Source organism: Acidovorax sp. (assembly GCF_046291265.1).
Classification (GTDB): domain Bacteria; phylum Pseudomonadota; class Gammaproteobacteria; order Burkholderiales; family Burkholderiaceae_C; genus Acidovorax.
In genome coordinates this window covers 1-24,782 of the sequence record NZ_JBKBTV010000066.1, presented here as the reverse complement: position 1 = coordinate 24,782, position 24,782 = coordinate 1, and the positions used below count along the sequence as shown (strand labels likewise).

Below are 24,782 nucleotides of genomic sequence, written 5' to 3'. Positions count from 1 at the left end.
CGCTCGCCGTAGGGCGGGTTGAGCAGCATCACGCCGGGTTGTTCGCTGGGCGGCATGCGCTGCAGGGCGTCGCCGCCGCGCAGTTGCACGGCGTCGGCCACGCCCGCACGTTCGGCGTTGCGCTGGGAAAAATCGACCATGCGGTGGGCCACATCACTGCCAAATATGGGCACAGCGCTTGTCTGTATTGCGCTTTCAGCTTCGTTTTTGATAGCAGACCAGACATGTGCCTGGAACGGCAGCAGTTTCTCGAACGCAAAGCGGCGCAACATGCCCGCCGGGATGCGGCAGGCGATCTGCGCGGCCTCGATGGCGATGGTGCCGCTGCCGCAGCAGGGGTCGTACAGCGGCTGGGGGTTGTCGCCGTGCGGGTCCCATCCGCTGGCGGCGATCATGGCGGCGGCGAGGGTTTCCTTCAGCGGGGCGTCGCCCTTGTCCTCGCGCCAGCCGCGTTTGAACAGCGGCTCGCCAGAGGTGTCGATGTAGATCGTGGCTTCGTCGGTGGTCAGGTGCAGGTGGATGCGCACGTCGGGCCACTGCGTGTTCACATCGGGGCGCACGCCGCTTTTGTTGCGGAAGCGGTCGGCCACGGCATCTTTGACTTTGAGGCCTGCGAAATTCAGGCTCTGCAGCGGGCTGTGCTGGGCGGTCACTTCGACCTTGAAGGTCTGGCGCGTGGTGAACCAGATTTCCCAAGCCACGTCGCTGGCGGCGGCATACAGGTCGTTTTCAGAACGGTAGGGGCGGTGCGCGAGTTGCACCAGCACGCGCTGGGCCAGGCGACTGTGCAGGTTGAGCAGCAGCGCCTCGCGCCAGGAGGCGCGCAGCAACACGCCACCCCGGCCCACCAGCAGGTCTTGCCCCGTGAGGCCGGTGATGCCATGCACCTCGTCGGCCAGAAAGCCCTCGACACCGGCGGCGCAAGGGAGAAAAAGTTGGAGTTGATTCATGACGTTGGTGAGGATACGCGCTCGGAAAGTGCGTGTGAATCCGGCGTTCCCGCACGGGCCAGCAGCAATTGGCGGATGGATTCGGGGATTGGCGCCACTTTGCGGTCGGCCTTGCCGATAAAAACAATGCCGATCTTGCCGCGCGCCACCTCGCGGCCCTCGGCCTTTTCGGTCATGCGAAAGACCAGGTCAAACCCATAGCGGTTGAAGTCCGCAGGCGCCATCTCCACCCGCATGGTTTCGCCGTGGAAGCCCTCGGACTTGTACTGCGCCACGATGTCGCCGACCACGATGGACAAGCCGCCCACATCGGCCTCGGGGTAGCCCAGCGACTGAAAGAAACGCACCCGCGCCTCGGACACGAGGCTGAGCAGCTGCGCGTTGTCCAGGTGCCCGCCCTGGTTCACGTGGCTGATGTAGATCTGCATTTCGGTGGCAAAGCCGAATTGAGGAGGAAGGTCAAAAACGATGCGGGCCATGGCAGAGCAACGGTAATAGGGAAACGAAAACGGAAACGTGAAGAACCGGAAACACAACCTAGCGCGCCCGGCATGCCCCTCCGGCAGCGACGCTACAGCGCTTTTCGCAGGTTCGCGGGCGCGATCTTGAGCGCCTCGCGGTACTTGGCCACGGTGCGGCGTGCGCATTCGATGCCTTGTTCCTTGAGCATTTCGGCGATCTGGCTGTCTGACAGCGGCTTGGCCGGGCTTTCTGCGGCCACAAACTGCTTAATGAGCGCGCGCACGGCGGTACTAGAAGCGTTGCCGCCTGTCTCGGTACCCAGGCCCGAGCCGAAGAAATACTTCAGCTCGTAGGTGCCAATCGGGGTGGACATGTACTTGGCGGTGGTCACGCGGCTGATGGTGGATTCGTGCAGGCCCAGTTCGTCGGCAATGTCGCGCAGTACCAGCGGGCGCATGGCCAGTTCACCATGGGTGAAGAAGCTTTTTTGCCGCTCCACAATGGCGCGCGAGACGCGCAGGATGGTGTCAAAGCGCTGCTGGATGTTTTTGATGAACCAGCGCGCCTCCTGCAGGCGCTGTTGCATGCCCTGGTGGCCTTCACCGCCCTTGTGGCCGCGCAGGGCGCCGGCGTAGATGTCGTGCACGCGCAGTCGGGGCATCACGTCGGGGTTGAGCGCGACGATGAAGTTGTGCTGGCCATCCCGGCCGTTGGCACGCCCTGCTTTGCGCACGATGACATCGGGCACGATGATGTTGCGTTCCACATCGGCAAAACGGCGGCCGGGGCGGGGTTCCAGCCGGGCGATCAGCGCCATGGCGGCGCGGGTGCGTTCTTCGCCGTCACCGCACAGCTGCGTCAGGCGGCGGATGTCGCGGCGCGCCAGCATCTCCAGCGGCTGCTGGCAAATGCGCAGTGCGGTCTGCACCGCATCGGGGTCGATGTCGCTGTCTTCGTCGGCGGCCAGGGCCTTGAGCTGCAAGGTCAGGCACTCAGCCAGGCCACGCGCGCCCACACCCACGGGCTCCAGGCTTTGCAGCAGGCGCTGGGCCACGGTAAAGCGGTGCACCAGCTCTTCGATCTGCTCCAGGTCGTCAGGACCGGCCAGGCTGATGGCCAGCTCGTCAAGCGGCTCTTCCAGATAGCCATCGTCGGTCAACGATTCGATGAGGAAGCGCAGCGCGGCGCGGTCGATCTCGGACAGGCGCAGCGACAGGGCCTGGCGGTGCAAAAAGGCGGTCAGCGATTCGTGCGAACGGGCCAGCTCGGTGGCGTCGGCCTCGTCGCCTTCGGAGTCGTTGCGGTTGCGGGCGGGTGCGTCGCCACCCCACTCGGCGTCGTTGGGCGCCATCTCTACGGTGCCGTCGCCGCTCCAGTCGGGCTCATCCGCGCCAGCACTCGGCGTTTCAGCATCATTTTGGCCTTCAGCGCTTGTACTGCTTGCGCTGGTAGCTCCTGAAAATATAGCGTCATCCGAACTGTACTCATCGGGCTGCGCGGGCGTGTCGGCCGCCTCCAAGCCAAACTCCTCGCGCGGGGCCTCGTCGGCATTGCGTTCGAGGAACGGGTTTTCGTCGAGCATCTGCTCGACTTCCTGGGACAGCTCCAGCGTGGACAACTGCAGCAACCGGATGGACTGCTGAAGCTGGGGGGTCAGTGCGAGATGCTGCGAGACGCGCAGCGAGAGACCTGGTTTCATTGATTGAGCGCCGCCGGGCCGCCCCAAGGCGCGATAGCCCCTTCGGGGGGCAGCGAACCACGCGCAGCGGGGAGCGTGGGGGCGCATCGCCGCGCCGCCGGGCCGCCCCAAGGCGCGAAGGCCCCCTTGGGGGGCAGCGCAGTACACGAAGTGACAAGCGTGGGGGCCATGTCGTTCACATCTTGAAGTGTTCGCCCAGGTACACGCGCCGCACCTCGGCGTTGTCAACGATCTCGGACGGTGTGCCCTGGGCCAGAACCTGGCCATCGCTGATGATGAACGCGTGGTCGCAGATGCCCAGCGTCTCCCGCACGTTATGGTCGGTGATGAGCACACCAATGCCGCGCGCTTTCAGAAAACCGATGATGCGCTGGATCTCGATCACGGCGATGGGGTCGATGCCCGCAAAGGGCTCGTCCAGCAGGATAAAACGCGGTTGTGTGGCGAGGGCCCGGGCGATCTCTACCCGGCGGCGCTCGCCGCCGGACAGGGCCATGGCGGGCGAGGCGCGCAGGTGGTCCACGCGCAGCTCTTGGAGCAGGGCGGTCAGGCGCTCTTCGATGCCCGCGCGGCTGAGCGGCTGGCCGTCGTCGCCGCGCTGCAGTTCCAGCACGGCGCGCACGTTTTCTTCGACCGTGAGCTTGCGAAAAATGGACGCTTCCTGCGGCAGATACGACAGCCCGAGGCGTGACCGGCGGTGAATGGGCATGTGGGCGACCGACTGGCCGTCGATGCGAATGTCCCCCTCGTCGCTGCGCACCAGCCCCACGATCATGTAGAACGAGGTGGTTTTACCCGCGCCGTTGGGGCCCAGCAGCCCCACGACTTCGCCCTTTTGCACGACCAGCGACACATCCTTGACCACCTTGCGGCTGCCATACGACTTGGCCAGGTGCAGCACTTCCAGGCGACTGCCCGCCTGGAAATCGGCATTCAAGCGGCTCCCCTCCTGGGGTTCAGGACCGGTGCTCACGGGCTGCGCGCTCACTTGGCGCCGCCGCCAAGGCTGTTGCTGGGGCGCAGCACCGGGGCCGATGCGGGCGCTGCCGAAGCGGGGGCTCCGGGCCCGGTAGGGGGCGGGTCGTTGGGCGAAAGCACTGCACGCACACGGCCACCCGTGGCGGGCGCATCACCTGCCGCATTGGTAGATGGCCGCCGCTGGCCGTCTACCGAGAACACATCTGTCAGGTTGTTGTAGACGATCACGGCGCCAGTGATTTCGTCGTTGAGCACCGAGCCGCGGTAGCGGCGCAATTCGGCGCGGGTGATGAACCGCACGTTGTCGGCCTTGCCGTCGTATTCGATGACTTCGCTTTCGCCTTCGATGAATTCATCGGGCGCGCCGGGCAAGGTGTCTCGCTTTTGGCGGAAGAAGGCGCGCTTGCCAGCCTCTGCCGTGACGACGCCGTACTGGTAACCGTCTGCATCCTGTCGCACATCCAGCCGCGCACCGCGCAGCACGATGGAGCCCTTGGTCATGACCACCCGGCCAGTAAACACGCTGGTCTGCTTGAGTTCATCGTGCCGCAAAGCGTCGGCCTCGATGTTCATGGGCTTGGCGCGGTCGGCCTTTTCGGCATGGGCCACACCGAAGGTGCAGGCCATGGCGGTGAGCAGAAGGATCGAGAGTAGGCGATGGTTCATAGGGCACGAATCTTGCAATCATTGTAGCCACGCATTCGCGCCCACCATGAAAAAAGCCCGCACACGCGGGCTTTGGCAGACGCCCCGAGGGGCTATTAATAAGAATACACAGCGTATTGTCAGCCTTTGCGGGCCGTAGCAGCGAGGTGTTCCACCACCTGCAGCACCGTCTGCATGCTGCCCGCCATGGTGCCGTCGGTGTAGAACTTGCCGGCCACGCCCATCGAAGGCACGCCTTCCACGCCATACGCTTCTTGCAACTGCGATGCGCGGCGGACCTGGTTGGACACGGAGAACGAGCCGTACACCTCTTTGAACTTGGCCGCATCCACACCCTGCTTGGTCACCCAGGCCAGGATTTCGTCGTCTTTGGCAAGCTTTTGCTTTTCGACGTGGATGGCGCGGAACACCTTGGCGTGCAGTTCTTCGAGCTTGCCCATGCCTTCCAGCGTGTAGTACAGCTTTTGCTGGGGCACGAAGCTGGCGTTGAAGGCCACGGGCATGCGGCGCACGCTCAGGTCCTTGGGTGCTGCCTTGACCCAGGCGTCCAGCACCGGTTCAAACGCGTTGCAATGGGGGCAGCTGTACCAGAAGAACTCGATCACATCGACCTTGCCTGCGGGGGCATCAGGCGCTACGGGCTTGTCCAGCCGCTTGAAGTCCTTGCCCTCCTTGAACTGGCGGGCCTGCGCCATGGCGGTGTTCGCCACTGGCAGTGTCAGGGCAGATGCGGCAACCACCGAGGCGGTGGACAAAGAAAACTCACGGCGTTTCATGACAAAGACTCTCCTGTTACAGGTCTGGGGGATGTGAGCCATGCCCCCGTAAAAAGTTCAGACCTCGAAGTCTGACGTATCAGCGCTGAACGCGAACCAGTGCCGAGTCCACCCCGGCGCCGTCCAGCTTTTCCTTGATCCGCTCGGCGTCGTCGCGTTTGGTGAACGGGCCCACCCGCACGCGGAACACCGCCCGGCCATTTTGTTCACGCTCGCTCACACGGGCTTCCCAGCCCAGCATGGCGAGTTTGGCGCGCTGCGCATCGGCGTCTGGCTGGGTTCTGAAGGCCCCGGCCTGCACAAAATAGTCGAACGGATCCAGATTGCCGGTGGCGGCGGCCTTGGCCACGGCCAGATCGCCCAGGGGGTCGGCGCCCGGCTTGGTTTCGGCCTTGGCGTCCGGCTTGCTGGCCGCTGGCTTGGGCGCGGAGGCCGCAGCCCGCACCTCTGGTGCCGCAGCCGGTGCAGGTGCAGATGCGGGGGCCGCCACCACAGGCGCCGGTGGGCGCGCCGGGTTGCGCCCATACAGCGGCGAGTTCGGGTCCCAGTTCTTGTTCTTCTGCGATTCGGCGGCATCCATGTCCACACCACGACCGCCCCCCTTGTTCAGGAAGGGCACCGGCACCTTGGTAACGTAAACCGCCACGGCCAATGCCGCCCCCAGGCCGACGATGACACCGACGATAAAGCCGATGATGGTCCCGCCCTTTTGTTGCTTTTTCATGATCAAAGTCACTGCTTACATTCTGGCTGGAGCCGACACGCCCAGCACGGCGAGGCCATTGTGCAATACCTGCGCAGTGGCGGCGACGAGGGCCAGACGGGCCTTCTTCACCACCTCGTCATCCACCAGAATGCGCTCGGCGTCGTAATAGCTGTGGTAACAGGCGGCCAGGTCGCGCAGGTAGAAGGTCACGTCATGCGGCGCTTCACCATCGGCAGCAGCCGTGAGCATCTCGGGGTACTTGGCCAGTTGCAGCATCAGCGCCTGGGCCTGCGGGCCTTCCAGGGCCGACAGGTCGACACCGTGGAGCGACGCCACATCGCCCCCCCCGGCGTCTTGCCAGGCCCGCAGCACCGACTGGATGCGTGCGTGCGCGTACTGCACGTAATACACCGGGTTGTCGTTGTTCTGCGCCACGGCCAAGTCCACGTCGAAGGTGTACTCGGTGTCGGGCTTGCGACTGAGCAGGAAGAAGCGCACGGCGTCCTTGCTGGTCCACTCGATCAAATCCCGCAGCGTGACGTAGCTGCCCGCGCGCTTGCTGATCTTGACCTCTTCGCCGCCCTTGACCACGCGCACCATGGTGTGCAGCACGTAGTCGGGGTAGCCCTGCGGGATGCCCACATCAGCCGCCTGCAGCCCGGCGCGCACGCGGGCGATGGTGCCGTGGTGGTCCGTGCCCTGGATGTTGACGACCTTGGTGTAGCCGCGCTCCCACTTGGCGATGTGGTAGGCCACGTCGGGCACAAAGTAGGTGAACGTGCCGTCCTGCTTGCGCATGACCCGGTCCTTGTCGTCGCCGTAGTCCGTGGACTTGAGCCACAGCGCGCCGTCCTGCTCGTAGGTCTTGCCGTTGGCCACCAGCTTGTTCACCGTACCCTCCACGCGGCCACTGGTGTACAGGCTGGACTCCAGGTAGTACTCGTCAAACTTGAGGTTGAAAGCCTGCAGATCCTTGTCCTGCTCGTTGCGCAGGTAGGCCACCGCAAACTGGCGGATCGATTCCACGTCTTCCACATCACCGCTGGCGGTGAACTCGCGGTCATCGGCCTTGACGGTCTTTTGGGCGAGGAAGTCGTTGGCGATCTCCTGGATGTATTCGCCGTTGTAGAACGCCTTGGACGCTGGATTCTCCGGATCGACGGGCCAGCATTCGTCTCCGGGCTTGAAGCCCTTGGCGCGCAGTTGCGTGCTGGTGGTCAACGTCTGGATCTGCACACCCGCGTCGTTGTAATAGAACTCGCGGTGCACCTTCCAGCCCTGGGTGCTGAACAGGTTGCAGATGGCATCGCCCAGCGCAGCCTGGCGGCCGTGGCCCACGTGCAGCGGGCCGGTGGGGTTGGCCGACACAAACTCAACCAGCACTTGCTGGCCGTTGTTCGCCTGGTAGCCAAAATGCGCGCCAGCCGCCAACACCTCGCGCACCACTTCCTGCTTGGCGGCGGGCTTGAGGCGGATGTTCAAAAAGCCGGGGCCTGCAATCTCGATCGCCTCGACCCAGCGCGCAAACGCAGGGGTGGCCTCCAGCGCAGCCTTGAGCTGTTCGCCCAAAGCGCGTGGGTTCAGCTTGAGGGGTTTGGCCAGCTGCATGGCGGCGGTGCAGGCGAAATCGCCATGGGCGGCCACCTTGGGGGATTCGAACGCTGCCTTGGCGCCAGCGCCGGGGGACAGAACTTCCAGCTCGCCGGCAAGCGCGGCGAGCAATTCATTTTTGGCTGTAAGCATCGGCGGATTTTACGGGGCACGGGTAAGCGCGGCGGAACACCTGTTCAGGCGCCATCCGCGTTGCCGCTACAGACGTTCTATGGTGCAATCCCGCCGGGAGCCCCCATAACGCATTCACACCAGGAGATTCCATGAAAAAGCTTCTTTCCCTGACCGCTCTGGGCCTGGCCCTGTCGCTGGGTCTGTCCGCCCACGCAGCCGAGGACAAGGCGCCGACCAAGCAGCAATCCAAGATGGTCACGTGCAACGCCGACGAAAAAGCCAAAACGCTCAAAGGCGACGAACGCAAGGCGTTCATGAAGGAATGCCTGTCTTCCAACAAGCAAGAAAAGCAGCAGACCAAGATGAAGACCTGCAACGCCGACGAAAAAGCCAAGACGCTCAAGGGCGATGAACGCAAGGCCTTCATGAGCGAGTGCCTCAAGGGCTGACAGCGGCACCAGCCAAAAAAAGCCCGCCAGTGGCACCACTGGCGGGCTTTTTGATTTCCGCTCCTGGTGGGCAGGCCGCCCTACCAGCCCCGCGCCCAGAACACCGCAATGACCGCCACCACCGGCAGCCCATGCGACTGGATCATCACGAGGCGGCGCACCTTTTTCACCTCCAGCGCCTCGGGCAGGGCGCCTGTGGCATGCAGGTTGCGGCGCCAGCGGCGGAACATGATGGACGGCCAGATCGACAGCAGGGCCATGACCACCACGATGGTGATCTTGATGTGAAACATGGGCTGCGACAGATACCAGGACGCCCCCTTGATGCCCCAGATGAGGCGCGCCAGACCGCTGCCAATCATCACCATGGCAGCCGCGCCGTAAATCACATCCAGCCGCGCCAGGCGTTCGACCACGGCAGCGTTCATCCATTCAATGCGGCACAGCGCGGCCTGGCTCGACAAAAAGACCACAAAGGTCAGGATGGCCACCAGATGCAGGGCGGCCAGGGTGGCTTCGAGGGTCATGGGTTTCCTTGTTGTCGCCGGTCTGTCGGTGCAGCGCACGGGGGCATGCAGCCTTCTGGGCACCGGACACCGGGTTGTTGGCGGCCATTGTGCTTGAGGACCTTGCCACCCCGCTGCGTGCGCGGCGTGCGCGGCAGAAAACTGCTTGAGAGGCTCCATGACCTTTCGGACGCTGCCTGAATTAAAAAAGTGAGCTGCTAGCGCTTGATGCACAACGACTTGAGGCACAAATCACCTTGAATGCCTTGTATATCAAGCGCTACCCGCTCCTATTTTTGATGCTGCGTTGCGTGGCGTCTTGCCCTTCGATCCACTGCCGCACCGGCTGTCTGGCGCAGCGCGAAGAACGCTCAGACCGTCGCCGGTACAACCGCCGCTGCAGCGGGCTCTTCCGGCGCGGGCAGGGGCTGGCCGTCCAGCGCCGCGTTCAGGCGGTCATAGTCCAGCGCGTTTTCCCAGCGGGAGACCACCACGGTGGCCACGGCGTTGCCGATGAAGTTGGTCAGCGAGCGGCATTCGCTCATGAAACGGTCCACACCCAAAATCAGCGCCATGCCCGCCACGGGCACTTCGGGCACCACGGCCAGGGTGGCGGCCAGGGTGATGAAGCCTGCGCCGGTCACACCTGCCGCGCCCTTGGACGACAACATGGCCACCAGCAACAGGGCGACTTGATGGCCCAGCGTGAGGTGCGTGTCGGTGGCCTGGGCGATGAACAGCGCGGCCAGCGTCATGTAAATGTTGGTGCCGTCCAGGTTGAAGGAATAACCGGTGGGCACGACCAGGCCAACGACGGACTTCTTGCAACCGGCGCGCTCCATCTTTTCCATCAGCGAGGGCAGGGCCGACTCGGACGAGGACGTGCCCAGCACCAGCAGCAGCTCGGCCTTGAGGTACTTGATCAGCTTGATGACCGAGAAGCCACAGGCACGCGCCACGCCGCCCAGGATGACGAGCACGAAGAACAGCGAGGTGATGTAGAACGTGGCCACCAGTTCGGCCAGGTTGAGCAGCGAGCCCAGGCCAAACTTGCCGATGGTGAAGGCCATGGCACCAAACGCGCCAATGGGGGCGGCCCGCATGACGATGTTGACCACCTTGAACACAGGCACCGTCAGCGATTCGAGAAAGGCCTGCACCGGCTTGCCCGCATTGCCCGACAAGGCCAGCGCCACGCCGAACAGCACGGCCACCAGCAGCACCTGCAGGATGTTGTCGCCCACGAAGGGGCTGACCAGCGTCTTGGGGATGATGTCCATGACAAAGCCGGTCAGGCTCATGTCGTGCGACTTGGCCACGTAGCTGCTGACTTCTTTCTGGTCCAGGTCGGCCGGGTTGATGTGCATGCCCGCGCCCGGCTGCATCACGTTGGCAACGATCAGGCCGACCACCAGGGCCAGGGTGGAGAAGGTCAGGAAGTACGCCATGGCCTTGCCGAACACGCGGCCCACGGTGCTGAGCTGCGACATGCCCGCAATGCCGGTGACGATGGTCAGAAAGATCACCGGCGCGATGATCATCTTGATCAGCTTGATGAAGGCATCGCCGAAGGGCTTCATGGCAGCGCCGTAGGCGGGCTCGAAGTGGCCCAGCAGAACCCCGAGGATGATGGCGACCACCACCTGAAAATACAGCTGCCGATAAAACGGCAGCCGCGCGGGGTGGGCAGTGGGGGCGGTAATGGTGTGCATGGAGATCTCCAGAAATCACGGGGACTGCACCACCGGGGTGCGTCGAGGGTGCCGTTTGTACCGCCGCACGCCGTTTGAGCCGATAACCTATTGGTATTAGTCGGCGGGGCCGCCATAGGGGGCGTCTGGCCACAAATCAGGGTAATTACTTAGTCCCCAACCCGGTGCGGCACACTCTGCGGCTGCGCCTGGCGCCCTCCCGGATCGCGCTGACTTGCCACCCACGAACCCTTTTTTTGCCATGCCGACGCCCACCCGCCGCAAATTCTGGACGCTGCTAATCCTGCTCGGCGGCATGGTGGCCAGCATGTTTGTGGCCGGACAGTGGGCCTGGCAGCGGTCGCTGCATGACGAAAACGAGAGCGTGCGCGGCCAGTTGGCCCTGTACGGCCAGGCGCTGGCCCAGCGCATCGACCGCTACCGCACCCTGCCCGAGGTGCTGGCGCTGGACGCGCAGCTGCGCGACGCGCTGAGCCGCCCCCTGAGCGCCGCCGAAGTCGAGCAACTCAACCACAAGCTGGAGCAGGCCAACGGCGCCAGCCAGTCGTCCACGCTCACGCTGCTCAACCGCGACGGCCTGGCCGTGGCCGCCAGCAACTGGCGCACGGCCACCAGCAATGTGGGGGTGGACTACAGCTTTCGCCCGTATGTGCAGGAGGCCCTGGCGCAGGGGCGCGGCAGCTTCTACGGCATTGGCGTGACCACGGGAGAGCCGGGCTACTTTCTGTCGCAGGCCATTCAGGGCGACAACGGCCAGACGCTGGGACTGGTGGCCATCAAGATCGCGCTGCAGGAGCTGGAGCGCGAGTGGCTGCAGACCACCGACATCGTGCTCGCCTCGGACGCGCATGGCGTGGTTTTTTTGGCCAGCCAGGATGCGTGGCGCTACCGCCTGCTGGAGCCGCTGGACGACGAGGAACGCCGCGAACTGAACGCCACCCGGCAATACGCCGACCAGCCCCTGCGCCCGCTGCAGTACCGCGTGGTGGACCCCATGGACAACGGGGGGCGGCTGGTCAGCGTGCAAACACCCGATCTGCCCGCGCTGTCTGGCCGCGTGCTGTGGCAAACGCAGCCGCTGCCCGGCACGCCGTGGCAACTGCACCTGGTGCACGAAACCCATGGCAGCGTGGCAGACAGCCGTTGGGCCGCTGCGGCAGGCGCGGGCGGCTGGCTGGCGCTGGGCCTGCTGGTGCTGTTTGTGCGCCAGCGCCAGCGCCTGTCCAGCCTGCGCCAGCGCAGCCGCCACGAGCTGGAAACCGTGCTGCGCCAGCACGCCCAAGAGCTGCGCACCGCCCAGGACGGCATCGTGCAGGCGGCGCAACAGGCCGCAGAGCAGACCGACACCGGTCTGAGCCGCAGCCTGGAGCACCTGCCCCAAGGCGTGGTCATCATCGACGCCGACCTGAATCTGGTGGCCTGGAACTCGCGCTACGTGCAGCTGTTTCGCTTCCCGGCCGACCTGATGCGCGTGGGCCAGCCCATTGCCGACCTGCTGCGCCACAACGCGCGCCGGGGGTTGCTGGGCCCCGGCCCAGTGGATGAGGCCATCGAGCGGCGCCTGTCGCACCTGCGCAGCGGCCTGCCCCACCTGCACGAGAGCGCCAAAGGCGACGGCACGGTGCTGGAGATTCGCGGCAACCCGCTGCCCGAAGGCGGCTTTGTGACCAGCTACGCCGACATCACCAGCTACAAGAACGCCGCACGCGAGCTGCGCAGCCTGGCCGACGCCCTGGAGCAGCGCGTGGCCGACCGCACGCGCGACCTGGATGCCGCCCGGCGCGAGGCCGAGCAGGCCAACCGCTACAAGACCCGCTTTGTGGCGGCCGCCGTGCACGACCTGCTGCAGCCCTTGAACGCCGCGCGCATGTTCACGTCCTTGCTGCGCGGCCATCTGCCGGGTGATGCCGAGCGGCATGCGGTGGACCGCATCGACGGTGCACTGGCCGCGCAGGACGCGATCCTCAACAGCCTGCTGGACATCGCGCGCATGGAGTCCGGCCAGCTCGACGTGCGCGTGCGCGACGTGGCGCTGGGCCCGCTGCTGCAGGTGCTCGGCCACAACTTTGGCGTGCTGGCCGAGAGCCAGGGCCTTGCGCTGCGCTGCGTGCCCACCAGCGCTGTGGTCCGCACTGACGAGAACCTGCTGCGCCGCATCCTGCAGAACTTTGTCTCCAACGCCATCCGCTACAGCCGGCACGGGCGCATCGTTGTGGGCTGCCGCCGCGACGGCCCGGGGCACGTCCGCATCGAGGTGCATGACCAGGGCCCCGGCATCCCCGAGGCGCTGCAGCGCGAGATCTTTGAAGAGTTTCGCCGCCTGGACGAAGGCCAGGGCGGCGACCGGGGCGCGGGCCTGGGCCTGGCCATCGTCGAACGCCTGGGCCGCCTGCTGGGCCACCCCATCGGCCTGCGCTCGCAACTGGGGCGGGGCAGCGTGTTTTCGGTGCGCGTGCCATTGGGCGACCCGGCCGCCGTGCAGCCCATCGGCCCCTCCACCCCATCGCACGAACAGGGAGACGACGACACCCCACTGCACGGCAGCAGCGCCTGGGTGATCGAAGACGACGGTCCCACCTGCGCCGCCACCCGCGCCCTGCTGGAACGCTGGGGCTGCCAGGTGCCGCTGGCCGCTGGCGCGCCCGAGGCGCTGGTCCAGGCCGAACGCGGCCAGGCGCCGCAGCTGGTACTGCTGGACGTGCACCTGGGCCCCGGTCACCACGGCCCGGATGTCTATGCCGCGTTGTGCCAGCGCTGGGGGCAGACGCCCGCCGTGATCCTGGTGACCGCCGAGCGCGACGCCACCTTGCGCCGACAGGCGGCCGAACGCGGCTGGGGGTTTTTGGCCAAGCCGGTAAGGGCACCGGCGCTGCGGGCGTTGATGAGCCAGACGTTGTTGCGGCTGCGGGAGAGTCAACAACGTTAGCTATGGAATTTATAGCTCTTGGCGCTTATTCCGCAAGCGCCAGATGCCATTTTCATTAGTGAAATCGTATGAGATTATCTGAACGCGGATGAGAGTCGACGAAGCCTCTGGAATGGGCGTGGTGTGTCGAGGAGTGTGAATTGCCGGGCCACGGAAGGCTTCTTTGGGCCCAGAGCCGCCGTTCAGAAGTGCTGCCCGGAAGCCGCCATTGACTTGCTGCAGCGGCTGCTGGAAATCCCGGTGTCTGCCTACGGCAAGCTATAGTTTGCCGAGTTGACGCGTGCCGGGTTTCATGGAATTTTTATACCTGGACGTTTGAACAGGTCATCGCTTGCAAACCTATGCTGCAAGCGACCTCCAGGAGAAATCAGTGTCCAGAATATCCCGCACGGTCCAGTTTATCCCGCAGGTTTTGCGGGATACATCACGTTAGATTTCTTTGCCAACGATTTATGTCATTCAACATAGAAGACAAGGCAGTTCATCTGATAACTGCAGTCCTGACGGCACTTGTGGGTCTCTGCATAGTCATTTGGAGGCCAGAACTTCTTAAAGATGCAACCACGTCAATTGGAACGATTGGATCGTTCGCTACTGCATACGGAGTCTTTTTCGCGATCATCGAACTTCGTCGGGCGCAGAAGGCGTCAGAGATGGCGACAGACGAAGCCAGAAAAGTCTTCAATGCAGTGACTGGCTTGGTCACCGCCCGCGAGATTGCGGAATGTCAAACCACTATTTATGTGGCGATCTGCTCCCTCGAAGAAGGGCGAGCGATTTCCTCGACGGTTCTGCATCAAATAGTGAAGCTGTACTCTCAGGTCTTTTATGCCCAACTCTCGGAGGATGCTTCTCCGCATAGAAAAGCACGCTCGACGATAGAGGCCTACAGCTATAACCCAAATGTGAGCACTTCTAGTTCCTCAAAGAGGACTAAGCAGGCATTGCTATCAATCGCTGGTCAACTGGCTGAACTGCAAGGCTCGACCAAGAATTTCACGGAGAAGAGCAGATGATTCCTAAGGCACTACGAAGCTTCGTCTATCAGCTTCAGCCCGCAACAGAGAAGGGCCAGCTATCTTGGAGCGAAGCCGATGGACTCGCGTACTTCTGCGACCATAAGAACCACACTCTGCATATTTCTTCCCACTTTGACGAAGATCGCGGAGTTTCATCGTTCTACTTTCGGATCGTGACGAATGGAAAATCAACGCCGTTTAGCGTTCGCGATTTCGATGAAGACTTTGAGACGATGAGAGCGCTCTATGAGGCTGTTATCGCCAACGCGAACGATGTAGGAAGCGATATAGAAGACTTCTTCGACTGAAGAAATCTAACCCTTCAATCGAGAGGACACGTCCCGGCAAGCCGGGTCATGCCTTTCATCTCAAACGTTAGAGCGCAAACCCGCGTACTTGATGCCTTTTCCACCTGCCAAAGTCGCGGCTGCCGCCATCAAACGTTGGCTGCTACTTCTCGCTGCCGTTCTCGCGCTGGGCATTGCACTCGCATACACCCCTCGCAGCTACACACAGATCGAAGAAGCTCGCGCTCTTCGCGAGCGTGGCCAATTGGTGCAAGGAGTGATCGTGAGCTACCGTTTACTGACCGGGCGCAATCGGTGTTCCAGTAGCGTGTTGGTTGAGTATTCGGTTCAAAAAGTCGCCCACTTCTTGCGCGCGCATGGTTGCGGCGCCTCCCCCGAAATGAAGCCCATAGGAACGCCGGTCGATGTCATCTATTTGCCGGAGTCTCCAGTAACGAGTGAGATCACAATGTCAGGCTTGTCCGTACCGCGGGCAAGTTGGGCATTGGTCTTCACCATGTGGTCTGTGGCAGCAGGTCTATCACTTGCGGCATTTCTAGTTTGGTCCAGAACCATGGGCTCTCCCAGGCTCCAAAATGCGCCCTAACCCTTCCATCGTGGGGATGCACAAAAGGCTGCGCCTTTTGTGCATCCCTCATGTCAAACGTTGAGCACCCGCTTTCATCGCCCCCACAGACCGCTCCTGACCGAATTCCGTCATCTGGCTAGCACCTGACCAGCTGTATACGCACCGACCCGGAAATATTGAAAAGATCTGCGCGTACCAACCCACGGTCGCGCTCGAACCCTGGTTTTGCAACCAGCACCAAATTGCGACCAGTTCGAGTCGTTGCGATTCAAGGCGTGGTTTCGGTATCCAGACTTTTCACCAACACCGCCGCCTGCGTCCGGCTATAGCAAGCCAGCTTCTTGAGGATCGCGGTCACATGCACCTTCACGGTGTTCTCCGCCAACCCCAGCGCCGCCGCGATCTGCTTGTTGAGCAACCCATCGGCCAGGCACAGCAGCACGCGGAACTGCTGGGGCGTGAGCTGCGCCAGCCGCGCGGCCAGCTCTGCGTCTGCCTCGGAGCGCTCAGCGGCGATGGGCGGGAACCCGCTGCCGCCGTCGAGCACGGCCTGGATGGCGTCGCCCATGGCTTCGGCGGGCGCGGATTTGGGGATGAAACCCGCCGCGCCGAACTGCTGCGCGCGCCGGATGACACGCGGGTGGTCGTTGGAGGAAATGATCACCACCGGCAGTTCGGGGTATTCGCCGCGCACGTGCAGCAGCGACGAAAAGCCGCGCGCGCCGGGCATGCTCAGGTCCAGCAGCACCAGCTCCACCTCGGGGTGCTCCTGCAGCGCCTGACCCAGCGTGGCGGCGCTGGCCGCCTCCAGCGTGCGGTACTGGGGCAGGCGCTCGCGCAGCACGTGCAGCACGGCGGCGCGGAACAGGGGGTGGTCGTCAGCGACGAGGAGCGTGGGCGCGGAGGACATGGAATGTGCAGTCTGCCAGGGGGCAGTGGTCAGCCGCCCTGGGGGCCTTTCCAGAACGCAGGTTGTGCGTACTGGTGTTTCAGGAAGTCGATCCACAGCCGCACGCGCAGCGGCAGGTGTTTGCGCTGGGGGAAGACGACGTAGATGCCGTTGGGTGGCGCGGCGTAGTCCTCCAGCACCGCGACCAGGCGGCCTGCGGCGATCTCGGCCTCTACCTCCCAGGTGCTGCGCCAGGCGATGCCCCAGCCGCCCAGGCACCAGTCGTGCAGCACCTGGCCGTCGGAGCAATCGAGCGGGCCGCCAGGCTTGAGGTGCATGACCTCGGTGGAGCCATCGGCACGGGGACCGCGCGCGCCCGCAACGGCGCCGTCCAGGGCTTCCCCGCTGGCGGTCCGCGGGACGCGAAACGCCCAGCCGCGCGTCTGCGATGCGTCGCTGGACAGCGTGAGGCAGTCGTGCTGCAGCAGTTCTGCCGGGGCGCGCGGGGTGCCGCGGCGGGCGAGGTATTCGGGCGTGGCCACGCACAGGCGGCGGTTGTCGGCAATGCGCACGCTGACCAGGGACGAGTCGGGCAGGTCGCCCACGCGCACGGCGCAGTCAAAACCCTCACCGGCTAGGTCCACCACGCGGTCGCTGAGGTTGAGCGAGATCGTCACATCCGGGTGCTCGGCCCGAAAACGCGGCACCAGCGGGGCGACGTGGCGGCGGCCAAAGCCTGCGGGCGCGGTGATGCGCAGGTGGCCCGTGGCCTTGACCCCGCCTTCGGACACGCTGGCCTCGGCATTGGCCACGTCGGACAGCAGGCGCTGGCAGTCCTCCAGAAACGCGCTGCCTTCGTGCGTGAGGCTGATGCGGCGCGTGGTGCGCACCAAGAGCTTGACGCCCAGGTGCTCTTCGAGCGCATCCAGCCGCCGCCCCATGATGGCGGGTGCTACGCCCTCAGCCTTGGCGGCGGCAGTCAGGCTGCCGCGCGTGGCCACCGACACAAACGATTCGAAGGCCTTGAGTTTGTCCATGGGCGGTGATTATGGAGACATCGGCAGGCGGGCGGGCTGCCGCACCGCGCAGCACGCCCTGCGCCCCTCACTTTTAGATAAAAACAGGCTCCAGCGCTTACTGGATAAGCGCTAATAGCTATTATTTATATAGCATTCAAAGCAAGCGCGACTTCAAAAATCCCACCGTGCCATAGCGTTTGACCTCGGCATAGTGGTCGCGCGTGAGCCCCTGCACCATCGCTGCATACGCATCCGCCAGGTCGGGCGCAATGGTGAAGTGGTCGTAGTTCACGATCACCCCCACGCGCTCGCCCTGCGCGGCGAGCGGGGCGAGCAGGCGGCGCACCTCCTGCTCGATGGCGGTGATGGTGGTGGCCGTGTTGATCTGCAGGCCCGAGAAGTCGATGTGCAGCAGTTGGCGCGCCGCATCCAGCTCGAAGCGCTGCACCAGCGGGCGGTTGAGCAGTTGCTCGCGCAGGCCCAGCGGACCGGGCTCGAACAGGCGCAGGTCCATGGTCTGCAGGCCGGGGCTGATGCGCGGCGTGAACGCCATGTGGGCGAGCACGTCGCGGTGCAGGTCGATGCCGGGCGCCAGCTCGATCAGCTCCAGCGCGCCGCCGCCGTCCGGCTCGCCCGAGGGCACCAGGCGGAACACGCAGCGCTCCGTCACATACAACACCCGCTGGCCGCGCCGCAGGGCCTCGGCGCCGCTGAAGGTGCGGTGCTCCACCTCGCGAACGAACTTGCGCGCGCCGCCTTCGTGAAGGATGTGCAGGTGGCCGTCGACCGCCTCCACCTGCAGCGCGCCCGCCGTGAAGGTGCCGACAAACACCACGGTCTTGGCGTTCTGGCTGATGTTGATGAAGCCGCCCGCCCCGGCCAGGCGCGGCCCGAACTTGCTCACGTTGAGGTTGCCATGCTGGTCGGCCTGCGCCAGGCCCAGGATGGCGATATCGAGGCCACCACCGTCGTAAAAGTCGAACTGGTTGGGCTGGTCGATGATGGCCTGCGGGTTCACGGCCGCGCCAAAGTTCAGGCCCCCCGCGGGGATGCCGCCGATGACGCCCGGCTCGGCGGTGAGCGTGACGAGGTCGATGATGCGCTCTTCGGCCGCCACGCTGGCCACGCCCTCGGGCATGCCGATCCCTAAGTTGACCACCTGGTGCGGGCGCAGCTCCAGCGCCGCGCGGCGGGCGATGATCTTGCGCTCGGTGAGCGGCATCGCCTCCAGCGTGTCCACAGGCACGCGCAGCTCGCCCGCAAACGCGGCGCTGTAGGGCTCGGCAAAGGTCTGGTGGTGGTGCGCGGGCTCGGTGGCCAGCACCACGGCGTCCACCAGCACGCCGGGCACCTTCACCTGCCGGGGGTTGAGCGTGCCGCGCTCTGCAATGCGCTCGACCTGCGCGATGACCACACCGCCTGAATTGCGCGCCGCCATGGCGATGGCCAGCGCTTCGAGCGTGAGCGCCTCGCGCTCCATGGTGAGGTTGCCGTCCGCATCGGCCGTGGTGGCCCGGATGATGCCCACGTGGATGGGGAAGGCCTTGTAGAACAGGTAGTCCTGCCCGTCGATGGGCAGGACGCGCACCAGGTCTTCGGTGGTGCGTGCGTTGAGCTTGCCGCCGCCGTGGCGCGGGTCCACAAAGGTGTCGAGGCCCACGCGCGTGAGCGTGCCGGGCTTTCCCGCCGCGATGTCGCGGAACAGGTGCGTGATCACGCCCTGGGGCAGGTTCCAGGCCTCAATCTGGTTGTCGACCGCCAGCTTCTGGATGCGCGGCACCAGGCCCCAGTGCCCGCCGATCACGCGCTTGAGCAGGCCCGCGTGGCCCAGGTGGTTGAGGCCGCGCTGTTTGCCGTCGCCCTGGCCTGCCGCGTAGACCAGTGTCAGGTCGCGTGGGGTTTGTGTCGATTCCCAGCGCTGGGCCAGCGCCACCGCAATGCTCTCGGCAAAACCAATGCCCACAAAGCCGCCGGTGGCTACGGTGTCGCCGTCGTGGATGAGCAACACCGCGTCGGCGGCGCTGACGATCTTGTTCTTGTAGGCAGCGTTCAGTGCGCCAGCGGCCAGGGGTGCCTGCATGGTTTTGTCTCCCGTGGGGGTTATTTTTGTGGCGCCGGGGTCTTTGTCCTTCGCCCTGGCGTTGCGCGCAGCGTAGTGCTTTACCGGCCACTGCGCCATTCCGTGCAATTACGGACCATCTCCAGTTTTGCGTAAAAGTCATTGGTTTCGAGCTTTTCAGCGTATTTATGTGGGCAAACATTTGCAATACAGTCTGGCTCATGGGGTCCACCCGTGTGGGCCCTGCTGCTTTTCCCCCCATTCACCTTCAAGACCCAAGGCACCCCCATGACCGACCGCACCACCGCCCACGGCCTGCAAGTGGCCACTTCCCTGTACCGCTTTGTCGACGACAAGGTGCTGCCCGGCACGGGGGTCGATGCCGCCGCGTTCTGGAAGGGTTTTGACGCCATCGTGGCCGACCTGGCCCCGCGCAACATCGCCCTGCTGGCCGAGCGCGACCGCCTGCAGACCGAGCTGGACACTTGGCACAAAGCCAACCCCGGCCCCATCGCCGACATGGTGGCGTACCGCAGCTTTCTGGAAAAGATCGGCTACCTGGTGCCCCAGCCCGCCGATGTCAAGGCCACCACGGCCAATGTGGACGACGAGCTGGCCACGCAGGCCGGCCCGCAACTGGTGGTGCCCATCCTGAACGCCCGCTACGCACTGAACGCCGCCAACGCGCGCTGGGGCAGCCTGTATGACGCGCTGTATGGCACGGACGCCATCAGTGAAGAAGGCGGCGCCGAAAAGGGCAAGGGCTACAACCCCGTGCGCGGCGCCAAGGTGATTGCGTTTGCACGCCAGGTGCTGGACGACACGGCGCCCCTGGCCGCTGGTTCGCACAAGGATTCGACGGCCTACAAGGTGGAGGGCGGCCAGTTGGTGGTGTCGCTCGCTAACGGCAGCACCACGGGTCTGAAAGATGCCTCGCAGTTCAAGGGCTACCAGGGCAACGCTGCCGCGCCTTCGTCGGTGCTGCTGCAGCACAACGGCCTGCATCTGGACATCCAGATCGACCGCACAACACCCATCGGCCAGACCGATGCGGCGGGCGTGAGCGACCTGGTGCTGGAAGCCGCGCTGTCCACCATCCTGGACCTGGAAGACTCCGTAGCCGCCGTGGATGCTGAAGACAAGGTGCTGGGCTACAGCAACTGGCTGGGCATCATCCAGGCGACGCTGACCGAGCAGGTCGCCAAGGGCGGCAAGACCATCACGCGCGGGCTGAACCCTGACCGCGTCTATACCGGACCGGCCGGTGGCGAAGTGCGCCTGCATGGCCGCTCGCTGATGTTCTTGCGCAACGTGGGCCACCTGATGACCAACCCGGCCATCCTGTGGACCGATGCGCAAGGTGTGCAGCGCGAGATTCCCGAAGGCATCTTGGACGCGGTGGTCACCACGGCCATCGCACTGCACGACCTGCAGGGCCACGGGCAGGACGGAATCCGCAACTCCCGCAAAGGCAGCGTCTACATCGTCAAGCCCAAGATGCACGGCCCCGCCGAAGTGGGCTTTGCCGCCGAACTGTTTGGTCGCGTGGAAAAGCTGCTGGGCCTGCCCGACAGCACCGTCAAGCTGGGCATCATGGACGAAGAGCGCCGCACGTCGGTCAACCTCAAGGCCTGCATCGCGGCAGCATCGAGCCGCGTGGCTTTCATCAACACCGGCTTCCTGGACCGTACGGGTGACGAAATGCACACCGCCATGCACGCTGGCCCCATGGTGCGCAAGGGCGACATGAAGACCAGCGCCTGGATCCAGTCGTACGAGAAGAACAACGTGCTGGTGGGCCTGTCGTGCGGCCTGCGCGGCAAGGCGCAGATCGGCAAGGGCATGTGGGCCATGCCCGACCTGATGGCCGAGATGCTCAAGCAGAAGATCGCCCACCCTAAGGCGGGAGCCAACACCGCCTGGGTACCCAGCCCGACGGGCGCCACGCTGCACGCGCTGCACTACCACCAGGTGAAGGTGAGCGACATCCAGATCGAGCTGGAAAAGACCGATGTGAATGCCGAGCGCGACAACTTGCTGACCGGCCTGCTCACCGTGCCCGTGAGCGCCAACCCGAGCTGGAGCGAGGCCGAGAAGCAGCAGGAGCTGGACAACAACGCCCAGGGCATCCTGGGCTACGTGGTGCGCTGGGTGGACCAGGGCGTGGGTTGCTCCAAGGTGCCCGACATCCACAACGTGGGCCTGATGGAAGACCGTGCCACCTTGCGCATTAGCAGCCAGCACATGGCCAACTGGCTGCGCCACGGCGTGGTGACACCTGCCCAGGTGAAGGAAACCTTCGAGCGCATGGCCGCGGTGGTGGACGGCCAGAACGCGGGCGACGCGCTGTACCAGCCCATGGCCGGAAACTTTGACACCAGCTACGCCTACCGTGCGGCGCTGGATCTGGTGCTCAAGGGCGAAGAGCAGCCCAGCGGATACACCGAGCCGCTGCTGCACGCCTGGCGCCTGAAGCTGAAGTCGGCGCAGGCGGCCTGAGGGGCTGATGTCTATGGGAGGGGAGCACCATAGCCGCCCTCCTTTCTACTCCTCTTTTTATAGCTGCTAGCGCTTATGGGATAAGCGCTAGCAGCTATTTTTGCTTGAAACCCTGGGCCTGCCGCTGGTTCCGGTCTTGCGGAGCGGTCAGTGGCCCATCGCCTTACACTGGCTGGCGGCGCTCCTGCGCCACCCGCCCCATGCCTGCGCAAACCCCTCCCCCATCGCTCCTTTCTTGTTGTCCGCTGTGCGGCCAGCCCAATCAGTGCGCCATGGTTGCCGGTCGCCCGCCCGAAAGCTGCTGGTGCATGGCACAGGTGATCGACTCCGCCGTGCTGGCCACACTACCTGAGGCGCAACGTGGCAAAGCCTGCATCTGTGCAAACTGCGGCACCCCACAGACGGACGACGATCCACCATCGTCCCCTCGGGCTGCGCCGCCACCGATATGATTTCCACTTTTCGCTTTTTAGCGCCCGAAGGAGTCTGAGATGCCCACCTACCACATCGAAATGATGGAAGGCCGCACGGTCGAACAAAAGAAGAAGCTCGTGGAAGAAATCACCCGCGTGTCTGTCGAGATTCTGGGCGGCTCGCCGGAATCGGTCGACATCCTGATCACCGACATCAAACGCGAAAACTGGGCCACAGGCGGCAAGCTGTGGCTGGAGCGGACGGCCTGAACGCAGACCGTCCAGTTCAGCGCCGCCCTTTCAACGCCTGCGTTTATTGGCCCACCCCATGAGTGCCGCGTCGGGTTCATTGGCCGTGTTGCGCGAGAAGTACGGCGAGCGCTATCGCTGGCTGGTGCTGCTTTCGGTCATGGTGGGAACCATGGCGTCGATCATGTCGTCGACCATCGTGAACGTGGCGATTCCGGACATGAGCCACTACTTCACCCTGGGCCAGGAGCGTGCGCAATGGGTCACCTCAGGGTTCATGGTGGCCACGACCGTGTCGATGCTCACCACGCCGTGGTTGTTGTCCCGCTACGGCTATCGCGCCACCTATGTCGGCGCGATGTTGCTTTTGCTGGCGGGTGGCGTGGGTGGTGGCTTTGCGCGTGATTTTGGCCTGGTTCTGGTCGCGCGGGTGGCCGAAGGGCTCGCCGCGGGCGTGGTTCAACCGATTCCCGCGGTCATCATTCTTTACGCCTTCCGCCCCCACGAACAAGGCCGCGCCAGCGGTATCTTCGGCATGGGGGTGGTGCTGGCACCGGCCATCGGCCCCAGCATCGGTGGGCTGCTGGTGGACTGGTTCGGCTGGCGTTCGATCTTCTTCATGGTCGTTCCGCTGTGCCTCATCTCCATCTGGCTGGCCTATAAATTTGTCCCGGTGACCGCCCCTGGCGGCGTGGAGGCGAATCGCCAAGGTGAAGCGCTGGATTGGCGGGGCCTGCTGCTGGGCACGGTAGGCACGCTGTGCCTGCTCAACGGGCTGGTGGCGCTGCACGGCGGCTCGGTCACCGAGGCTGGGGGTTTGTTGTTGGGTGCGGCGCTGGCAGTGGCTGGCTTCATTGCCTGGCAACGCAAGCTCATTCATACCGGCCGCAAGCCCTTGATGGATCTGCGCCTGTTCCAGTACCGCCCGTTTGCGATGGGTAGCGTGGTGGCCTTCATCTATGGCACCGCCTTGTTTGGCTCGACCTATCTGTTGCCGGTGTTCATGCAGCTGGGGTTGGAGTTGTCTGCATCCCATGTGGGCACCCTCATGTTGCCCGCCGGTCTGGTCCTCGCGATCACGATCGCTTTTGTGGGCCGCCTGGCGGATCGTCAACCGACCCATTTCCTGGTCAGCATCGGCCTGGGCTTGCTGGCGCTCTCTTTTGGACTGATGGTGTTCGTGGGACTCGGCTCTCCGCTGTGGATGCTGGTGGCTTTTGCCATCCTGGGGCGGATCGGCCTGGGGTTCATCCTTCCGTCTCTGAATCTGGGCGCCATGCGCCCCCTGGACAAGTCGCTGATCTCTCAGGGCTCGAGCGCCATTGGTTTTCTGCGCATGCTGGGCGGCGCGGCAGGCGTGAGCCTTTGTGGCATCGTCCTGGAATGGCGCCTGAGCGCACACGGCGCATCCTTGGTAGCGGGCGAAAGCAACCCCGCGCGCATCGCAGCCTTCGGCGAGACATTTTTGATGCTCACCATCCTGTGTATGGTTGCCCTGGTTGCCGCATGGCAGTTGCGCGAACCCAAACCAGATCTGGAGAATGTTTGATGCGTTGTGACCGGACAGGTTGACCGGTTTCTGTCGTTTGGATCTTGTACGGTCGGTGCGCTGTCGTTGCGTCGTTTCTCGATGTGTTTCCACTACCTCCCTCCACGATGGCGCTATAAACACCTTCGCGGTGACCGGCTGAAAGCTCATCCTGAGTGAGGTCACTTCAGCCACCTCACACCGCTACTACCCAGCGAAATGGAATCAAAGTCATGTGCCAACTGCTCGGCATGAATTGCAATGTCCCCACCGATGTGACCTTCAGCTTTACGGGGTTTGCACAGCGCGGAGGCAAGACCGACCACCACAGCGACGGCTGGGGCATTGCCTTTTTTGAAGACAAGGGATTGCGCCACTTCGTGGACCATCAGGCGGCCGTGGATTCCCCGGTGGCTGAACTCATCCGGCGCTATCCCATTAAGAGCAAGAACGTCATCGCGCACATCCGCAAGGCCACCCAAGGTGTGGTGAGCCTGCAGAATTGCCATCCTTTTGTGCGCGAGTTATGGGGGCGTTACTGGGTGTTCGCCCACAACGGGGATCTGAAGGACTTCCGTCCCCGCCTGCACTCACACTTCCGTCCGGTGGGAGACACGGACAGCGAGCACGCGTTCTGCTGGATGCTACAGGAGTTGGCGAAGTCCCACGCCAGTGT

Annotated in this window: 23 protein-coding genes; 10 read left to right on the top strand and 13 right to left on the bottom strand. The window is 64.2% G+C overall.

Annotated features, from left to right (window positions below; all coding sequences use genetic code 11):
• The 8 genes from ACK41V_RS19655 to argS form a co-directional block, all read right to left on the bottom strand.
• On the bottom strand, nucleotides 1–950 hold a 950-nt coding region (locus tag ACK41V_RS19655; RefSeq protein WP_409784817.1), incomplete at its 3' end, for a class I SAM-dependent RNA methyltransferase.
• Nucleotides 947–1,429: an acyl-CoA thioesterase gene (locus ACK41V_RS19650; RefSeq protein WP_409784816.1), complete on the bottom strand. Its 483-nt coding sequence runs from the start codon at nucleotides 1,427–1,429 to the stop codon at nucleotides 947–949. The genes ACK41V_RS19655 and ACK41V_RS19650, both read right to left, overlap by 4 nt.
• 92 nt (nucleotides 1,430–1,521) lie before the next feature.
• A complete protein-coding gene (locus tag ACK41V_RS19645) occupies nucleotides 1,522–3,111 on the bottom strand; it encodes an RNA polymerase factor sigma-54 (RefSeq protein WP_409784815.1) in 1,590 nt (529 codons plus the stop codon).
• A 175-nt stretch (nucleotides 3,112–3,286) separates the two neighbouring features.
• A complete protein-coding gene (gene lptB, locus ACK41V_RS19640; RefSeq protein ID WP_409784814.1) occupies nucleotides 3,287–4,048 on the bottom strand; it encodes an LPS export ABC transporter ATP-binding protein in 762 nt (253 codons plus the stop codon).
• 47 nt (nucleotides 4,049–4,095) lie between these two features.
• The gene (gene lptA, locus ACK41V_RS19635) at nucleotides 4,096–4,755 is read right to left on the bottom strand and encodes a lipopolysaccharide transport periplasmic protein LptA (protein ID WP_409784813.1); all 660 of its coding nucleotides are present in this window, start codon (nucleotides 4,753–4,755) and stop codon (nucleotides 4,096–4,098) included.
• A 119-nt stretch (nucleotides 4,756–4,874) separates the two neighbouring features.
• On the bottom strand, nucleotides 4,875–5,531 hold the full coding sequence (locus ACK41V_RS19630) for a thiol:disulfide interchange protein DsbA/DsbL (protein WP_409784811.1): 657 nt from the start codon (nucleotides 5,529–5,531) through the stop codon (nucleotides 4,875–4,877).
• A 79-nt stretch (nucleotides 5,532–5,610) separates the two neighbouring features.
• Nucleotides 5,611–6,255 carry an SPOR domain-containing protein gene (locus ACK41V_RS19625; RefSeq protein WP_409784809.1) on the bottom strand — a complete coding sequence of 215 codons (645 nt, stop codon included), beginning with the start codon at nucleotides 6,253–6,255 and terminating at the stop codon, nucleotides 5,611–5,613.
• Nucleotides 6,256–6,270: 15 nt separating this feature from the next.
• Nucleotides 6,271–7,980 carry an arginine--tRNA ligase gene (gene argS, locus ACK41V_RS19620; RefSeq protein WP_409784807.1) on the bottom strand — a complete coding sequence of 570 codons (1,710 nt, stop codon included), beginning with the start codon at nucleotides 7,978–7,980 and terminating at the stop codon, nucleotides 6,271–6,273.
• A gap of 131 nt (nucleotides 7,981–8,111) precedes the next feature.
• Here argS and ACK41V_RS19615 point away from each other — a divergent pair, with 131 nt between their 5' ends.
• Nucleotides 8,112–8,411: a PsiF family protein gene (locus ACK41V_RS19615; RefSeq protein WP_409784806.1), complete on the top strand. Its 300-nt coding sequence runs from the start codon at nucleotides 8,112–8,114 to the stop codon at nucleotides 8,409–8,411.
• Between the two features lie 80 nt (nucleotides 8,412–8,491).
• Here the strand turns inward: ACK41V_RS19615 and ACK41V_RS19610 are convergent, their stop codons facing one another.
• Together ACK41V_RS19610 and ACK41V_RS19605 are read right to left on the bottom strand one after the other, a co-directional pair.
• Nucleotides 8,492–8,938 (bottom strand): DUF2214 family protein, encoded by a 447-nt coding sequence (locus ACK41V_RS19610; protein WP_409784805.1) that lies wholly within the window; start codon nucleotides 8,936–8,938, stop codon nucleotides 8,492–8,494.
• 350 nt (nucleotides 8,939–9,288) lie between these two features.
• Nucleotides 9,289–10,629 (bottom strand): dicarboxylate/amino acid:cation symporter, encoded by a 1,341-nt coding sequence (locus ACK41V_RS19605; RefSeq protein ID WP_409784803.1) that lies wholly within the window; start codon nucleotides 10,627–10,629, stop codon nucleotides 9,289–9,291.
• A gap of 241 nt (nucleotides 10,630–10,870) precedes the next feature.
• Here ACK41V_RS19605 and ACK41V_RS19600 point away from each other — a divergent pair, with 241 nt between their 5' ends.
• From ACK41V_RS19600 to ACK41V_RS19585, 4 genes are all read left to right on the top strand, one after another.
• Complete coding sequence (locus tag ACK41V_RS19600) at nucleotides 10,871–13,555, top strand: PAS-domain containing protein (RefSeq protein WP_409784801.1); 2,685 nt, start codon at nucleotides 10,871–10,873, stop codon at nucleotides 13,553–13,555.
• Nucleotides 13,556–14,007: 452 nt separating this feature from the next.
• Complete coding sequence (locus ACK41V_RS19595) at nucleotides 14,008–14,571, top strand: hypothetical protein (protein ID WP_409784799.1); 564 nt, start codon at nucleotides 14,008–14,010, stop codon at nucleotides 14,569–14,571.
• Entirely contained in the window at nucleotides 14,568–14,882 is a 315-nt protein-coding gene (locus ACK41V_RS19590; RefSeq protein WP_409784797.1) for a hypothetical protein, read from the top strand. Before ACK41V_RS19595 ends, ACK41V_RS19590 begins: the two co-directional genes overlap by 4 nt.
• 91 nt (nucleotides 14,883–14,973) lie before the next feature.
• Nucleotides 14,974–15,468 carry a DUF3592 domain-containing protein gene (locus ACK41V_RS19585; protein WP_409784795.1) on the top strand — a complete coding sequence of 165 codons (495 nt, stop codon included), beginning with the start codon at nucleotides 14,974–14,976 and terminating at the stop codon, nucleotides 15,466–15,468.
• Nucleotides 15,469–15,718: 250 nt separating this feature from the next.
• Here ACK41V_RS19585 and ACK41V_RS19580 read toward each other — a convergent pair whose 3' ends face one another.
• From ACK41V_RS19580 to ACK41V_RS19570, 3 genes are all read right to left on the bottom strand, one after another.
• A complete protein-coding gene (locus ACK41V_RS19580; RefSeq protein ID WP_409784793.1) occupies nucleotides 15,719–16,360 on the bottom strand; it encodes a response regulator in 642 nt (213 codons plus the stop codon).
• A gap of 29 nt (nucleotides 16,361–16,389) precedes the next feature.
• Entirely contained in the window at nucleotides 16,390–17,376 is a 987-nt protein-coding gene (locus ACK41V_RS19575; protein ID WP_409784791.1) for a LysR family transcriptional regulator, read from the bottom strand.
• A gap of 136 nt (nucleotides 17,377–17,512) precedes the next feature.
• Nucleotides 17,513–19,438 (bottom strand): acyl CoA:acetate/3-ketoacid CoA transferase, encoded by a 1,926-nt coding sequence (locus ACK41V_RS19570; RefSeq protein WP_409784790.1) that lies wholly within the window; start codon nucleotides 19,436–19,438, stop codon nucleotides 17,513–17,515.
• A 267-nt stretch (nucleotides 19,439–19,705) separates the two neighbouring features.
• Here ACK41V_RS19570 and ACK41V_RS19565 point away from each other — a divergent pair, with 267 nt between their 5' ends.
• The 5 genes from ACK41V_RS19565 to ACK41V_RS19545 form a co-directional block, all read left to right on the top strand.
• Nucleotides 19,706–21,916, top strand: a complete 2,211-nt coding sequence (locus ACK41V_RS19565) for a malate synthase G (protein WP_409784788.1) — start codon at nucleotides 19,706–19,708, stop codon at nucleotides 21,914–21,916.
• Nucleotides 21,917–22,116: 200 nt separating this feature from the next.
• A complete protein-coding gene (locus ACK41V_RS19560) occupies nucleotides 22,117–22,368 on the top strand; it encodes a cysteine-rich CWC family protein (protein ID WP_409784786.1) in 252 nt (83 codons plus the stop codon).
• Between the two features lie 39 nt (nucleotides 22,369–22,407).
• Entirely contained in the window at nucleotides 22,408–22,599 is a 192-nt protein-coding gene (locus ACK41V_RS19555) for a 4-oxalocrotonate tautomerase (RefSeq protein ID WP_409784784.1), read from the top strand.
• Nucleotides 22,600–22,657: 58 nt separating this feature from the next.
• Nucleotides 22,658–24,127 carry a DHA2 family efflux MFS transporter permease subunit gene (locus tag ACK41V_RS19550; RefSeq protein ID WP_409784782.1) on the top strand — a complete coding sequence of 490 codons (1,470 nt, stop codon included), beginning with the start codon at nucleotides 22,658–22,660 and terminating at the stop codon, nucleotides 24,125–24,127.
• 212 nt (nucleotides 24,128–24,339) lie between these two features.
• The coding region (locus ACK41V_RS19545) for a class II glutamine amidotransferase (RefSeq protein ID WP_409784780.1) at nucleotides 24,340–24,782 on the top strand (443 nt) is incomplete at its 3' end.